At 70.4% G+C, this 16953-nt stretch carries 3 protein-coding genes; 2 read left to right on the forward strand and 1 reads right to left on the reverse strand.

The features are described from left to right. Positions 1–5 precede the first annotated feature (5 nt). The gene (locus tag J8I33_RS20565) at positions 6–1037 is read left to right on the forward strand and encodes an EscU/YscU/HrcU family type III secretion system export apparatus switch protein (protein WP_124595235.1); all 1032 of its coding nucleotides are present in this window, start codon (positions 6–8) and stop codon (positions 1035–1037) included. A 267-nt stretch (positions 1038–1304) separates the two neighbouring features. Next, positions 1305–3275, forward strand: coding sequence for an asparagine synthase (glutamine-hydrolyzing) (gene asnB / locus J8I33_RS20570; protein ID WP_050015037.1), 1971 nt, complete (start codon positions 1305–1307; stop codon positions 3273–3275). 43 nt (positions 3276–3318) lie between these two features. Here the strand turns inward: asnB and J8I33_RS20575 are convergent, their stop codons facing one another. Further along, positions 3319–16839 carry an LWXIA domain-containing protein gene (locus tag J8I33_RS20575; protein ID WP_209938991.1) on the reverse strand — a complete coding sequence of 4507 codons (13521 nt, stop codon included), beginning with the start codon at positions 16837–16839 and terminating at the stop codon, positions 3319–3321. Positions 16840–16953: the final 114 nt, after the last annotated feature.

The following is a 16953-nucleotide window of genomic DNA, read 5'->3' on the forward strand; positions in this document are numbered from 1 at the left end:
CCGACATGGCCGAAAAGGACCAGAAGCCGACCGCGAAGCGCCTGCGCGAGGCGCGCGAGAAGGGTGACGTACCGAAGAGCGCGGAAACGGTGTCGTCGGCGTTCTTCGTCGGCGTGTGCGTGGCGCTCGCGGTGGGCATCGGTTCGATGTTCGCGCGATTGCAGGCGCTGTTCCGGCTCGTGTTCGACGCGGTCGGCGCCGCCGATCCGTCCGCGCGGCTCGCGGTGCTGATCGACGGCGCCGCGCGCGACTGGGCCACGCAGTCCGCGCAGATCGTCGCGGCCGGGCTGCTGGCGGGGCTGCTTGCGGGCTTCGTGCAGGTGGGCGGCGTGATGGCGTGGAGCCGCCTCGTGCCGCAGTTGTCGCGGCTCAACCCGGCCGAGGGGATGAAGAACCTGTGGTCGCTGCGCAACCTCGTCAACCTCGCGAAGATGCTGCTGAAGACGGCGCTGCTCGTCGCGACGCTCGGCTGGCTGATCGTCGAGTCGCTCGATCCGTCCGTGCAGTCGGGCTTCACGCGGCCGGTCTCGATCCTCGCGCTGATCGTGAAGCTGCTGATGCTGCTGTTCGGCTGGGCCGCGCTGATCTACATCGTGATGGCGCTGATCGACATCGTGCACCAGCGGCACGAATTCAACCAGAAAATGAAAATGTCGATCGACGAAGTGCGGCGCGAGCACAAGGAGGACGAAGGCGATCCGCACATCGAGGCGAAGCGCCGCCAGCTCGCGCGCGAAGTGCAGTTCGCATCGCTGCCGGACCGGGTCGGCTATGCGTCGGTGGTCGTCTATTCGCCGCGCGTCGCGGTCGCGCTCTACTACGGCGGGATGGGCTCGCTGCCGTGGGTGCTCGCGCGCGGCGAGGGCGACGCGGCCGAGCGGATTGTGCGGCTGGCCCGCGACGCGTTGCGCCCGACGCTCGCGAACGTCGGGCTCGCGCAGGCGCTGTACGAGACGACGCCCGAGAACGGCACGATCCAGCCGCAGCACTTCCGCGAGGTCGCGCAGTTGCTGAAATGGGCGACCGGCGCCGCGTGACGCGGCGTTCCGGAGGGCGTCATGCCGGTATGCCCCCCTTTTTTGCCTGCCTTGCCTGCCGGCCATCCGGCGGGATTCGATATGGCCCCGTGATCTGGCCATCCGCACGCGGCGCTTGACGTCCATTTTTTTCCGGACGGTGCCCGCATTCACTGGTGAATTATTGCTGATTTATTTCTTCGTAATATGGCTCGACCGTCATGCCCGACGGCGGGCCGCGAGGTGCGCGGTGCGTGACGGAACAGGTCAACAGGGGCAGACAAATCAATGTGCGGAATCGACGGCTTTCTGAATAGCGTCGCCTTCGATGAGGAGACAGCGCGCGGCACGCTCGCGCGAATGACGGCGAGCCTCGCGCATCGCGGGCCGGACGGGCAGGGCATCTGGGTCGACCCGGAAGCCGGCATCGCGCTCGGTCACCGGCGGCTCGCGATCGTCGACCTGTCGGTGCACGGCCGGCAGCCGATGGCTTCCGCGTGCGGCCGCTACGTCCTCGTCTTCAATGGCGAAATCTACAACCATCGCGAACTGCGCGCGGAGCTCGAGCGCACGGGGCGCGCACCGGCGTGGCGCGGCCACTCCGACAGCGAGGTGCTGATCGCGGCGATCGTCGCGTGGGGCGTCGAGGCCACGTTGCGGCGCGCGACCGGCATGTTCGCGTTCGCGCTGTGGAATCGCGCGTCGCGGGTGCTGACGCTCGCGCGCGACCGGATCGGCGAGAAGCCGCTCTACTACGGCCGGATCGGCGACGCGCTCGTGTTCGCGTCCGAGCTGAAGGCGTTGCGCGGCTATCCGGGCTTCGACGGCACGATCGACCGCGACGCGCTGTGCCTGTATCTGCGCCAGTCGAGCGTGCCCGCGCCGTACACGATCTATCGCGGCATCCGCAAGCTGCCGCCCGGCACGTACATCCAGTTCGAACATGCGCGCGACACGCCGCGCGTGCGTGCGTACTGGACGCTCGAACAGGCGATCGAGGCGGGCCGCGCGCAGCCGTTCGAGGGCAGCGCAGGCGAAGCCGTCGATCAGCTCGACACGATCCTGCGCCAGGCCGTCGCGCGGCAGATGGAAGCCGACGTGCCGCTCGGCGCGTTCCTGTCGGGCGGCATCGATTCGTCGGCGATCGTCGCGCTGATGCAGGCGCAATCGGCGTCGCCGGTCGACACGTTTACGATCGGCTTTCACGAGGCCGGCTACGACGAGGCCGGTTACGCGAAGGCCGTCGCGCGCCATCTGGGTACGCGCCATACCGAGCTTTACGTGACGGCCGACCACGCGCTCGGCGTCGTGCCGAAGCTGCCGTCGATCTACGACGAGCCGTTTTCCGATGCGTCGCAAATCCCGACCTTTCTGGTGTCCGAACTGACGCGCCGGCACGTGAAGGTGAGCCTGTCCGGCGACGGCGGCGACGAGCTGTTCGGCGGCTATACGCGCTACTTCCTGACGCCGCGCCTGTGGCGCAAGCTGCATCGCGTGCCGGCGGCGGTGCGCGCGCGGATCGCCGCCGCGCTGCATGCGTTGCGGCCCGATCACGCGGACCAGCTCGCGGCCGTCGCGCAGGGCGCATGGGGCGGCGGCGTGGAAGCGCGCGAATCGTCGTCGCGCATCGGCGATCGCCTGCACAAGCTCGGCCATGTGATGACCGCCGAGAGCCGCATCGGGCTGTACCGGCTGCTGATGTCGTCCGTGCATCATCCGGAGCGCATCGCGCTGGCGGGGCAGGAGCCGCCGACGCCGCTCGACACGGTATCCGCGTGGCCCGCGCACCTGAGCTTCGCCGAGCAGGCGATGGCGATCGACACGCTCACGTATCTGCCGACCGACATCCTCGCGAAGGTCGATCGCGCGGCGATGGCCGTGAGCCTCGAGACGCGCATGCCGTTCCTCGATCATCACGTCGTCGAATTCGCGTGGCGCGTGCCGGCGTCGGTGCGCTTGCCGGAAGGGCAGTCGAAGGCGCTGCTGCGCCGGCTGCTCGACCGGTACGTGCCGTCCGCGCTGATCGACCGGCCGAAGCAGGGCTTCTGCGCGCCCGTCGACCACTGGCTGCGCGGCGCGCTGCGCGACTGGGCCGACGCGCTGCTGCGGCCGTCGCGCCTGCGCGACGAAGGCTTCTTCGATGCGGCGGCGGTCGAGCGGCTGTGGCGCCAGCACCAGACGGGCCGGATGAACTGGCAGCACCAGCTGTGGACGGTGCTGATGTTCCAGGCGTGGCTGGAACATCAGCGAGCGACGTGATGCGGCGTGCCGCGCGCGGCGCCACGCGCACCGCGCGCGGGGATCAGCCGACGATCAGCGGCGTGCCGACCGACAGGCGGTTCGGATCGCGTGACACCGACGGATTGAGCTGCAGGATCTCGTTGAACGCGCGCGTATCCTGCTCGCCGCGCGTCATCGCCTGCTGATCGGCGCGCGACACGTGCGCGGCGTCGAGCAGCGACTGGCGATGCTGGTCGGCGATGACCCACAGCGAATCGCCCGCGACGACGATGTAGGGCTGCGGCGACGCCGATGGTTGCGCGGTCGACGGCGTGGCGCTGGCGGACGGCGAAGCCGGCGCGGCAGGCGACGTACTGGGCGATGCGCTCGCCGAAGCGCTTGGCGCGGCGCTTGCCGAAGGACTGGCCGAACGGCTGGCCGACGCGCTCGGCGACGCACCGGGCGCGAGATTCGATTGCGACGAATTCGACGAATTCGACTGATTCGACGAACCGGACCCCGAGCCGAAGAACGTCGTCAACAGACCTTCGATCAGCTTGTACGCGAACGCGCCGACCGGAATCAGCACGACGGCCGTCGGGATCTTCTTGATCAGCGGCGTCGCGTTCGGGAAATGCGTGTTCAGACGCCCGCCGAGCAGCAGCGCGGTGGACACGCCGGTCGCGATCGCGAGATCGTAATGGCCGCCGCTCCACTGCACGCCGGTGCCGAGACCGCCGTACGCGACGGCCATGAAGTCGCTCGCCGAATCGGTGAAGCGCACGATGCGGCTGCGCTTGTCCGCATTCACGCGGTGCGCGCCGATCGTGTAGACGAGGCCCGCATACGTGGCGCCGAACGCACCGCTCGCGATGGCGGCCGAGCCGTAGGCGAGATCGAACGCCCCGTGCGCGTGCACCACGCCGCTGATGCCGACCGCGAGCGTCGCGGTCGACGTGATCGCGGCGCCCGCGCGGCCCGCGATCCCGAACAGGTGACGCGGGTTACCGGTATGGAGCTGCTGCAGCGACGTGCCGCCGACGGTGCCCTGCATCTGCGCGAGCACGTCCGCGGCGAGCGCCTTGATGTGGGTGGTCGCGTCGTCGAAACTCATCAGCCCGACGCGGTTCAGTTCGACATACTGCGCGGCCAGCGTCCGCGCTTCGTTCGAGATCTGCTCGAGCTGCGCGCGCCGGTTCTGGCCGTAATCGTGCGCGCCCGAGCGCAACTGCCGCGACAGCGTCACTTCGAGCCGCGTGAGCACCGCCTGCGCGGCTTTCGGATCGCCGGCCTGCAGGCTGCGCACCGCGCCCTGGTGCATGACCTGGAACACGCGACCGAGACGCGAGCCCAGCAGGAACGACGACGTCGCGCTGCTCAGCATGTCCTGCCGCAGCACGTGCGTCGCGCCGAGCGTATCGGCGATCACGAGCGCGCCCGCACCGGTGACGAGCGAGCTGAAGCCGATCGACTTCCACAGCTCCGCCTTGCGGAACGACGGCCGATGCACGCGCAGCGCGTTGATCTGCGCGAGCGCCTGCAGTTCCTCGATCATCTTCGCCTGTTTCGGGTTCGCCGCGATCTGCCGGCCGACGCTGATCGGCTTCGACGGATCGTTCTTCAGCGCTTCGCGCTCGACCACCGATTGCCAGTACGCGCGACTGTCGGGCAGCGGCCCGGCGGGATCGGCGGTCGACACGACGGTGCCGCGCGCCGGTGCGCGGCCGCCCGCTTCCGCGAGCCAGCGTTCGCCGAAGCGGCGGGCGAGTTTTTCGGTGCGCGTGGCGGGCGGATGATCGGCCGACGCCCACTGCGTCATCGCATGCTCGATCGTCGCCTTGCGCGCCTGGTTGACGAGCGCGGTCGTGTTGCGTTCGTACAGTTCGCCGCGCAGCGTCGCGAGCGCGTCGTCGGACAGCCCTTTCGACTTGCCGATGCGCGCGATCTCCGCGAACAGCACCTGTTGCTGGTTCGCGAACGCCTCGGGGCTCACCGGTTCGAACACGCGCGTGAGCGCATCGGCGCCGTGCAACCGTGCGAACTTGCCGTGACGGTCGGTCTGGTAATAGTCGACGATCCGTTCCGCCAGCGCCCGCGTCAGGTCCTGGTTCGCGATGAAGTCGGCGCCGTGCGTGCCGTACGACAGCCCGACGTGCAGCCAGTCGATCGCCTTGCGGTCGAGCAGCGCATCGAGCAGCTCGACGTGGCCGGCGCCAGGCACCGGTTCGAGCACGGCGTCCCATCCGTGAAAGCTCAGCATCACGTTCGGCGCGGGCTCGCCGGCGTGATCGTGCGACCACGTCTCGAACGACGTCATCAGCCGTGTGTACTCGGCATAGCTGTCGTTGGTGCCGGCGATCGTGCGGCGGTCGTCCGCGGAGACGAGCGGGCGGCCCGACGCCGCTTCGAGACGAAGCTGGAAGCCGTGGCGCGATGCCGCGGTGAGCCATTTGTGCAGATGCGCGATGTCGTCGAGCTCGAGCGTGCGCGTGGTGCCGTCCGGCGCCTCGCGCGTGATCGTCGCGTCGGCCTCGTTGTAGCGCGCGCCGATCGGGGAGCCGAACTGGCGCGCGCGCCGGATGAACGCCGGATCGTGCTTGCCGCCGCGCGCGGCCGCGAGCGTATGCGGATCGACCGGAATCGATACCACCGGCATCGCGCCGCCATATTGCTCGACGTGGCGCACCGCGAGCGCGGGATCGTCGCGCAGATTGAACGCACGCGCCATCGGCGCGACGCGGTCCTGGATCTCGGCCGGCGCGCGCACGAACGCCTGGATCGCGCGCTTGTCGATCATGCGTGCCGCGCTGTGGCGCGTGGCGTAAGCCTGCATCCACTTCACGAAGCGGTTGTGATCGCCGCCGGGATCGGCGACCGGCCCGCGCGACGGCATGCTCGACACCTCGCGCGCGAGACCGATGGGGATGCCGAGCGCCTTCAGCATCGGTGCGTCGGCCAGGATCGTCTGCGGTTCGTCGGTCAGCGCGAGGCCGCCGGCATCGGGCTGGTTCTTGCGTGCGGTGACCGCCTTCACGCGGTCGATCGTCGGGAACCAGTCGGCCACCTTCGCGGCGCCGTAACGCATCACCCATTCCGCGACCGTGCTCGAACCCAGGCTCGGCTGGTAGGGCCGCAGCGTCAGCGGCTTGGCCGCCGGCGTTTTCGGCGGCTTCGGCGCATTCGACGCGTTTGCCGCGTTCGCGGCGCGGCGGTTGCGCCGGCCGCCCTTGCCGCGCAGCGCATTGCGGACCCGGCTGGCGGGGCCGGTTGCGCCGCTGGCGCCGCCGCCCGCCGGCTGCGCGGCTTGCTGGGCCGCGGCGAGGTCGGCCTGAGCGGCTTTCACGCGATCGATCTGGCCGGCGATCTGCGTGCGGATCCACCGCGTGGCGAGGTCGAACTTCTGCGGCAGCGCATCGAAATACGACTTCTCGTCGAGCAGCTGCGTGAGTCGTTGCGCGAGCGCGGCTTTCTGCGTGGCGGTCGCGCGCGGATCGAACGCCTCGGGCGCGAGCGTCGACAGCAGGAAGTGCTGGTTCGCGCCGAACGGGCCGCGCCCGAGCGGCATCTCGTCGAGCGGGCGGCCCGCGTCCGGGTGGTCGCGCAATTGCTCGGCGTTGTCGTACCAGAGCGCGTTGCCGTCGTGGATCGCGATGATGCCGCGGCGCGTATGCAGCGATTCGGCAACCGGATGATCGGTCTCGTACACGTACACGTAGTGATCGCCGCCCAGCGCCTTCAGTTCCAGCGCACGCATCAGGTGGAGCGTGTTCGCGCCGCTGAAGTCGATCGCGAGCTGCTTGCTGTCCGGGACGAGCTTCGGCGGCAGGAACGGACTGTCGGCGCCTTCGATCTCGGCGATCTTGCGGCGCACGCCGGGGTCGGCTTTCGCGAGGCCGCGCTGCACGCGCGTGCCGAGTTTCTGCATCGGCGGCTTCTCGTCGCCGAGCGCCTTGCGCATTTCCGCCGGCGCAAAGCCGCCGTAGCGTTCGACCGTGTCGTGCGCGACGTCCGTCACGACGAATCGCACGCCGCGCCGGCCGCCGGACAGGTTGCGCGCGCGCCGGCGGAATGCGGCGCCGAGATCGCGCGGCGCGATCGTCGCGTCGCCGAGCGAGGTCGACTCGTGATAGGTCCAGTCGTGCGCGGCGTTGCGCGTCGCGTAGCCGAGCACCTTGCCGGTTTCCTTGTCGATCGCGTAAAGCGTCGCGCCGTCGCCGGCCGCTTTCGCCGCCTGCTTCGGCCGGCGAAAGCGCGGCGCGTCGGCAAGCGACTTCAGCGTCGTGACGACGTCCGCGTCGGGCGTCGCCGCCGCCTGTTCGGCTTCCCACGTGCGGCCGTCGCTGCGCGCGGTGATCCGCGCGGCGCCGCCGTACTCGCGCAATTCCGCGAGCGGCACGGGCGACACGTAGAAATCGACGTCCGCCCGTTCCGCGCTGCCGTTGTCCTTCAGCGCGCGATAGACCGCGTCGGGGATCGACACGGCCGGATCGGCGGACGCCTTGTCGACGAACGTACCGTGCTCGTCGGTGCGCATGCTCGCGACGAATTTCGGCTGCGCATGGCGCGCGTCGATCGACGCGTCCGGCCGCGCTTCATGCTCGGCGATCAGCACGTGCGCATTCGTGCCGAACGCATCCTTCATCTGCTGGAGCGACGCGAGTTGCGAACCGTCGATGCGGATCAGGTCGCGCTTGCCGTGCGAGGCGAGGTGATCGAGCGCATGCTGGCGGCGCGCGGCGTCCGCCGCCGCTGCGGGCACCGGCGCGTTCGACCCCGGCTGCGGCGCGGGCGCCGGCATCTCGCGCGGCACGCCGAGCGCGTGCATCGCGTCGGCCTGGCTCGCATAGTACGCGCGATAGGTCGCGTGGCCCGGCACGGACGGCGCGACGTCGCCGAAGGCGGTCGCGAGCCGGCGCAGCCCGGCTTCGTCGCCGGGCATCACGTGGTCGGCTTCGCGTGCGATCGTATCCGGCAGGCGGGCGTCCCGGGCGATGTCGATGCCGCCATCGTCGAGAATTTCGCGGCGCACCGCGAACGCATTCGCCTGCGCGCGCGCTTCGGCCATCAGCGCGCTGTCGGTCAGCGCGTCCGGCGACGAGCGGTCGAGCGCGAGGCGGCGCGTGATCGTCTCGACCGCGTGCTGCGCTTCGTGTGCGAGCGTGTAGACGAGCGTGCCGGCGCCGTAGAACTGCCCGTCGAGCACGATCCGCTGCTTCGCGGTATCGATCCGGCTGCCGCGCCCGGGCCGGCCCACCACGATTTTCCAGCCGGCCTCGCCGGCCAGCGCGACCTGCTGGCGCAACAGGCTCGAGCGGTCGACCAGCGCATGGGCGGCCTTGGGCAGCGGCGCGCCGCCGAACCGCATCCGGATGCGCGTGATGACGGACGGCTTCTGCACGAACGCGTCGGGCGGCAAGTGCTCGGTGATGCCGGGATGCGCGAGCTCGATCGCGCCGCGCGCGATGCCGTCCTCGAGCATCACGCGCAGCGTGCCGATCTCGCGGACGATGCCTTCCACGTTCAGCTTCGGCGCATCGGTCATGACCGTCGACGGATCGCTCAGGTAGAAGTCGCCGTGCGCATCGAACACGCCTTCGAAGTCGTAGTACAGACGGTGCTGCGCGGTGATGTCGCGCGCGCGGTCGAGCTGCGCGAAGGCGTCGCGGGTGACGCGCGACGGCAGCATGCCGGCCATCACGTCGTGGCTGCTCAGCGACGCGAACGGCGCGTACATCACGGCCACGCGATCGAATGCCGCGAACGGGCCGCCGACCGTCAGCGTGCGCAGCCCGTGTGCGCGCAGCGCCGCGAGCCCTTCCTGTTCGAGGCGGATCGATTCGATGTGGCCGAGAATCGCGCGATTGTCCGTGCCCTCGTAGAGACCGATCGCATTGCGCCGGCCCAGTTCGAACACGGTCTTCTCGATGCCGGCGCCGGTGGCCGCGCCGGTGAAGCGCTCGACCGGCACGCGTGCGGCCGGATCGCCGCTCGCGTGGACGCCGTTGCCGTCGACGTCGAGCGCGCCGAGGTCCGGGCGCTGGTGCGGCGCCGGATCGTAGCGCAGCCATGCGTTGGTATGGCTGAGCCGCGCCTCGGCGCCGAGTCCGACCGCGATCGTCGGCGGCGCGTAGACGGGGCGCTGCCAGACGTTCGCGAGCCAGGCGGCGGCGTCGCGGCCGTTGCGTGCCGACAGAATCACCGACGAGCCGGGCAGGCCGAGCACCGAGCGGTGCGCGAGCGTGACCTCGACCGGCGTGTACGGCCGGCCGTCCGGATCGACGAGGCGGCCTTGCGCGTCGGTGACGCCATGCACGATCACGATGCGGCCGTCGCGGTCGTAGGACAGCGGACCCGAGCGATCGAGCGTCAGCGCGTCGACGCCGGCGACCGGCTTGCCGTCGAACGGCGAGGCCTTCACCGCACGTGCGCGCGACCATGCGGTTTCTTCGGCGAGTGTCGCGGCCGTCTCGCGTGGCGCCGGCATCGTCACGCCGGCGCGCTGCGCGGCCTGCGCGTGGCGCCGATACAGGTCGCCGTAGGTGACGCCGCCGTCGAGCGACGTCGGGCTGTGCTCGAACGCGTCGGCGAGGCGCGCGAGCGAGGCGGCGTCGCCGGCCCGCGCGCGGCCGTATTCGTTGGCGATCGCGTCGGGCAGCGCGACATGGCGGCCGATGTCGATGCCGAGGTTCGCGCGGATCTCGTCGCGCACCGCGAATGCGTTGACCTGCGCGCGCGCCTCGGCAAGCAGCGCGCTGCGCACGTAGCGCTGCGTCGAGCCATAGTCGAGCCCGAGCGTGCCGGTCGCGGCCTCGAGCGCATGGCGGGCTTCGTGCGCGAGCACGTAGACCATCGATCCGGTCGACTGCAGGCCCCCGTCGATCGTGACGCGCCGCCGTCGCGTGTCGATCTTGCTGCCGCCGCCCGGCTTGCCGCGCACGACTTTCCAGCCTGCGTCGGCGCCGAGCCGAAGCTGCTGCGACAGCAGGCTCGATGCGTCGATCAGCCGGTAGGCTTCCTTCGGCAGCGGCGCGCCGCCGAAGCGCATCCGCACGCGCGTGATGACCGACGGCTTTTGCACGAACGCATCGGGCGGCGGCGTTTCGGCGAGTCGCGGATGCGCGAGTTCGACGTGGCCGCGCTCGAGGCCTTGCGTCAGCGCGCGTTCGATCACCGCGAGCCGCTGCAGCGTGGTGAAATGCTCGCCCGCGCCCATGCCGATCGCACCGGGGTCGCTCAGCAGGAAATCGCCGCCGCGTGTGAAGAGGCCTTGCAGGTCGAAGCCGATGCCGGTGCGTTCGACGACTTCGCGAATCTGCCGGATGTGCTCGAGCGCCGCGCGCGACACCACGCGCGGCAGCGCGCCCGTCTCGAAGCCGAAGCTGTGGAACACGCCAAGCGGCCGGTACAGCACGGCGACGCGATTCAGCGCGGAGAACGGACCGTCCATCGTCACGGTCTTCAGCCCGTACGACGCGAGATCGTCGAGTGCGATGCTCTCGTCGATCGCCGCCTCGATCTGGCGCGCTTCGGACGTATGCGGGCCGTTGTCGTAAACCGCGAGCGCGGCATCGTGACCGAGCGCGAACACGGTTTTTTCGGCACCGGCGCCGAGCAGCTCGCCGACGTGACGCTCGACGTCGATCCGCGCCGCCGGATTGCTTTCGAGGTGCACGCCTTCGGCGTCGGCCGCCAGTTGCCCGAGATCATGCGGCGCCGCGGGCGCGGGATCGTAGCGGCGGAATGCGCCGGTGTCGAGCAGCGCCGCGTGTTCGCCGACCGCGTGCGGGGGCGGCGCATATACCGGCCGCTGCCACAGATTCGCGAGCCCGGCGGCGGCCGCCTCGCCGCCGTGCTTCGCGGACAGCACGATCGAATAGCCATCCTTGACCAGGAACGACGGCGCCTGGTCGAGCGCGTATTCGTGCACGCCGGCCGGCCGCCCGCCGGCGAGCAGCGTGCCGTCCGGCAACGTGTCGGCGTGCAGCATCAACACGCCTTCGTCCTCCAGCATCGTGAAGTGGCGGCTGCGCGCCGCCTGCAGGTCGGCCGCCGCGGGCACGGGCCCGTCGCCGAACGGCGACGCATATTCGGCATGCGCGCGGCTCCATGCCACGCGTTCGTCGAAGCTGCGCACCCCGTGCGGCACGTCGCCCGTCTCGTGCGTCTGCGGCGCGGGCATCCGGCGCGGGATGCCGCCGCGGCGCTTCTGGCGCGACCATACGTCGTCGTAGAAATCGCGGTAGGTCTCGCCGTCGCGGCCCGACACGGGCGCATCGGCGAATGCGTCGACGAGGCGTCCGACCGTGCCCGCATAGTCGCGCGACGGCGCGCGCCATGCGGCGCCTTCGCGCTCGATCGCATCCGGCAGGCGCACGTGCGCGGCGATGTCGCCGCCGCCCGCGAGCTCGATTTCGTAGCGTGCCTCGAACGCGTTGATCTGCGCGCGCGCCTCGGCTTCGAGCGCCTTGCGCGTGAAGCGGCTGCGGTTGCCGTAGTCGAGGTTCAGCACGCCGGCCATCGCCTCGACCGCATGGCGCGCTTCGTGCGCGAGCGTATAGGTGATGCTGCCCGGATGCTGGAGCGCGCCGTCGATCGTCACGCGGCGCTTGCGCGGATCGATGCGGCTGCCGCCGCCGCGCTTGCCGAGCGTCACGCGCCAGCCGGCGTCCTGCAGCATGCGCAGTTGCGTGGCGAGCGTGCCCGACTGCATCGCGAGCGCCTGCGCGGCTTCGGGCAGTGCCGCGCCGCCGAAGCGCATCTGCATCCGCGTGACCCAGCCCGGCTTCGCGGCGCCGGCGTCGGGCGGGGCGGTCTCGGTCGTTTCAGGGTGCGCGGCGGCGAGGCCGATGTCGTCGTTCGCCGCGGTGCGACGTTCGCCGCCCGTCGGCGCGCGGTCGGCCTGGCCGTCGGCGTCGTCGAGCGCGCGTGAGCCGCGGTTGGCCGCGGCGGTTTCGCGTTCCGCCATCCGCTCGGGCGTGCCGGCGTGTTCCGGCTTGACGAGCACGAGCACGCGGTTCGGCGCGCTGAACACGCCATCGAGCGCGTTGACCGGCTCGGGCGGCGCAGCCGTCCGCGGCATCGCCGGTTCGTTCGGGCCGCGCTTGCCGGCCAGCACGATCACCGTGTCGTCGGCAGCCGCGCGGGGCGCAGCCGGCGGCGCTTCGTCGGGCGCGATGCCGGCCGGCAGGCCGGCTTCGTGGGCCGCGACCGTCTCCGGCGCGGGATCGAAGCGCAGCACGCGCGCGCCCGCGCGCAACTGGCCGTCCGCCCCGAATGCATCGGGCGCGGCTGCATAGACGGGCTTCTGCCAGCGGTTCGCGAGCTCGGGTGCGAGCGCCGCGTCGTGTTCGCCGGCGACGACGATCACCGGTTCCGCGAGATCCTGCGGGCGCGGCGACGATGGCCGCGCACCCGGCGCGTCGGGCGTCGCGCCGCTGCGCACCACGTAGACCGTGCGATCGCCGATTTCCATCGGCTCGGCGTTCGGCCCGCGCGGCACGGCGATGCCGGCCGGATCGGACGTCGCCGCGCGCGCGACGGGCGCGTCGTCCGTCAGATCGACGACCTTCGCGTTGACGCGCGGCGGCGTGCCGTCCGGCTTCGCGCGCGTGCCCGGGCCGGCCGGCTCGTCGGCCGCGACGGGCCGCCAGCGCATCGATTGCGTGTCGGCGCTGCGCCGGTTGGTGCTCGCGGTCGTGCTGCTTTCGGCATCGGTTTCGTCGCGCTGCTGCTGTACGCGGGCGTGTTCCTCGCTGGTGCGGCGCGTGCTGCGCGCGTCGGCGGATACGCTCGCGGCTTCGCCTTCGGCCGCCGTCTGCGCGAGGCGGCGCGGCGCCTGCGCGCCGGCGACCGTCTGCCGGTATGCGTCGCTCGCCTGGTCGAGCACGTGTTGCAGCACGTCGAGCGGCGTCTTCGCGACGATCTTCGGCGTCACGCTCATCTCGCCGTCGGGGCCGAACGACATGCGTTCGCCGGTGCCGGCCACGTCGTCGACGCGCGTGCCATTGGTCCAGGCCTTCGGCGACACCGAGACGACGGACAGCGTGCCGTCCTCGCCGAGCACCACCGATTTGCCCGGCGGCAGGCGCTTCGCGGATGCGCGGTCGAGCACGCGAATCGGCGTGTTGTCGTAGGTGAGCACCTTGTCGCCCACGCGGAGCGTGCCGTCCGGCGACACCTTGACGGCTTCGCCGTCGAGCGTCACGCGCGTGCGGCCGGCCGCGAGCGACGACGCGTCGCCGCTGTTGAGAATCCGGCCGATCGTCCGGCTGTCGACGCTGACGGTCTTGCCGTCGGCCCCGCGGATCGGCACCGGCTGGCCGATGCGCGTGCGCACCGACGTCACCGCGCGTTCCTTGAGGCCGCCGGCGGCCATCAACGCGACGTTGGTGATCCCGGACTTGAGCTGCTCGCCGGCCGCTTTCTTGTCGCCGGTGACGAAATACTCGTAGCCCGCTTCGCCGAACGCCTCGACCGCGCCGCCCACGCCCGTCACGACCGCGGTGGTCCGCGCGCCGGTGGCGAGCACCGACGCGACCTTCGGCGTGCGCGTGAGCGCGGTGACCGCGCGCGTGAACAGCTTGCTGCCGGCCAGCTTCGCGGCGCCCGCCGCGCCCATCGGCACGAGGTTGATGAAGTCGGCCCGCGCGCCCGGGTCGGTAAACGGATTGAGACTGCGCCCGTGGTCGGCGCGATTGGCGAGATCGAGTCCGGCGCTCGTCATCGTCGCGCCGATCGCCGTATACATCATCCCCGCACCGAGGATGTTCAGCGGCACGCCGACGATCGCGCCGATGCCGGTGCCGTCGAGCAGCGTGCCGAGACCTTCGAGCGCCATCCCGCCGACCATCATGCCGATGTTCAGGCCCGTGCTCGTCAGCGTGTTCAGAAAACTGTCGAAACCGCTTTCGTGATGCGCGGCCTTCGACACGAGCTGCAGCGTGCCGTCCGCGTTGTGGCCGGTCGCGATGTCGACGGTGCCGTCCGTCGACAGCTCGTTGTTGTCGATGTAATCGTTGATGTCGTCGTAGTTGCTCGCCGTCTCGTCGACGTACTGCGTGCCGTCCTTGCCGCTGACCTTGAACAGCGCGCTGGTGGTCATGCCGGCATCCTTGGCCGCGTAGACCATCGGCAACACGCTGACCTGCGTCGTCGCGCCGCCGCCGATCGACAGCAGCTTGTCGCGCACGCTGTTGATCGTCTTCAGCTTGTCCTTGTCGGTGTAGCGCGCGACGTCGTCCTTCGTCGGCGATACGGGATCCGAACCGTCGCTCGACGCCGCGTCGTTCTGGACGTCCGGCTGCATGCCGAGCGCGACGCCGATCAGATTGCGCTGCTCGTTGTCGGTCAACTTGCCGAACGCGATCGTGCCGCCGTTGTTCGTGCTCGCGCTGGCTGCGTCGAGCAGCGAATTCGACAACTCGCCGCGATGCGCTTCGTAGAAATCGTGCAGCGCCTTCTTGTAGTCGTTCTCGGCGTCCGAACCGGGCGCCGCATAGCGCAGCCGTTCGTCGAGGCCGGCGTCGAACCCGTCCATCAGCACCTGCTGGTGCGACGTTTCGCTCAGCAGTTGCAGACGCTGTACCGCGTTGTCGGCCTGCGTGACGGCCGCCTTCGCCTTGTCGAGCTCGTCCTGATACAGGTTCGGACGCGGCGCCGACGGCGCCGGGATCATGTCGTCGCCCGAGACGGTGCGAAAGCGCATGGGCGGCGGATTCGCGGCTGCCCAGTCGTCGTACTTTTTCTGCACCGACTCGAGCGTGCTCTTCGCCTGCGTCTGCTTGATGTGCGCCTGCGACAGCGCGAGTTGGGTCGCGCGCTCGTTGACCGAATCCGACATCCGGCTGTCGGCCGCGCGGATCGCGCCCGCGACGGTCTGCATGCGCTTTACGTGGAGCATCGTCGGGCCGGCCTGTGCGGCGGTCGGGCCCGACGACTGCGGCAGCAGGAACGGGCGGTCGAGCAGCGGCGACGCGGGCAGCGACGATGCGTCATTGGACCCGGGTAACGTCGGCGAGGCCTGCGGCGACGCGCTGGGCAGCGTCGGCGTGCCGGTGGGGGCGGCCGACGTCGCCGTTGACAACGACGATGCCGGCACACCCGGCAGGCCGTTCGCGGTCGACAGCGACGGCGTCAGCAGCGGCGTTTGAAGCGTGGGTTTCGTGAAGATCGATTGCGCGTTCACCCGCGCCTTGAGCTGCGACGCCTGATCGTCGTACTGCTGCGCGAGCGTCGCGCCGTACGCGACGACGAAGCCGTCGTGCGCGATGCTCGCCTGCTGCTTCGCCTGATCGAGCTTCGCATACGCATCGCCGAGGTCCAGGTCGACCTGCGGATCCTTGATCATCGCGTGCGGATTGTCCTTGTGCCACGCGCTGGATGCGTCCTGCTTCTTCGTATAGTCGGCCTGCAGCGTGTCGACCTGCCGCTGCGCGGACAGCATCTGCAGATAGCCGCCGCTCGTGTTCGCGGCCGTCTGCGCGCGGGCGAGCGCGGTCTTCGCGTCCGACACCTCGTTCGCGACGACCACCGTCGGTCCTTCCTTGCCGCTGGCCGAATCGTAGCGCTGCTGCGCGTTCGTGAGCGCCAGGCTGTCGTTGGCCGCGCCGTACGCGGCGTTCGCATAGTTCGCATCCTTCGCGGCGGACGTGACGGCCTGCTGCGCGGCATCCTGCGAAGCGGGCGCATCGGGCATCGTGACCTGCAGCTCCAGCGGCTGCAACGCGTCGTTCAGCCGCCCGACGCCCGCATCGAGCGCGGCCTTGTAGTCCGGATCGGCCAGGTACGACTGGAACTGCGTATACGCGAGATTGGAATTCGCGACGTCCGCGAAGTATTTCGACGCACCCACGGCCGCCTTCGCGCTCGCGGTCTGCCAATTGTCGTAGAGCCGGATCTGCAGCGGGTTCTTGCAGTCGCCCGGTTGCGGCACCCAGTTCGGATCGTTCGCATGATCGGGGAAGGCGTCGAGCAGCGTCTTGAACTGCTGGTCGGCCGCGTGCTGCGCGTCGCCGGGGTCCGTCACCTTGCCGGAATCGTCGATCTTCATCCCGGCCGGCATGTCGGCGTTCGCCTGTTCGCCGTACAGGATCATGTAGCCGGCGTCGGTCGTCACGTTCAGCTCGCGCTGCGCGGTGTCGGCCGTCGTGCGCGCCTTCGCGTAGTCGGCCTGCGCGGTCTTGCGGTCGTCGGCCGTCGACTCGGGATCGCGGTTGACCAGATGCAGCACGTTCTGCGCGCCTTGCAGCGTCTGCGACGCGTTGTCGTATTTCGTCTGCGCGTCCTGGATCGCTTTCTGTACCGCGCGCGTCTTGTCGTTCTCGACCGTGATGTCGGGCGGCGGCGCCGTATATTGCGCGGCCATGCTCTGGATCAGCGACGTCGCGGACTGGATCTCGGCGTTGGTCGGCTTCGACGGATCGGTGGCCAGCGATGCGGTGACGGGAATCGGCGGCGCGGCGGTCGGGTTCGCGGGCCCGGCGGCCGGATCGTCCTTCTTCGGCGGAGGCGGGGGCGGGGGCGGCGGTGCAACGACCGGATTCAGCGTTTCCGACAGGAAGCGCTGCCAGTTGACACCCAGTCCCAATCCGTCGATCAACAGCATGCTCGTCTCCGTTGAGCCGCGCGATGCGCGGCACGCGCGGCGTCCTGCACGCCGCGACGTGATCGTTCGAGTGTACGGACGCACCCGGCGGCGGGAACGCCGCTGTTTCGTAGC

It is taken from the genome of Burkholderia sp. AcTa6-5 (assembly GCF_017815075.1).
Classification (GTDB): domain Bacteria; phylum Pseudomonadota; class Gammaproteobacteria; order Burkholderiales; family Burkholderiaceae; genus Burkholderia; species Burkholderia sola.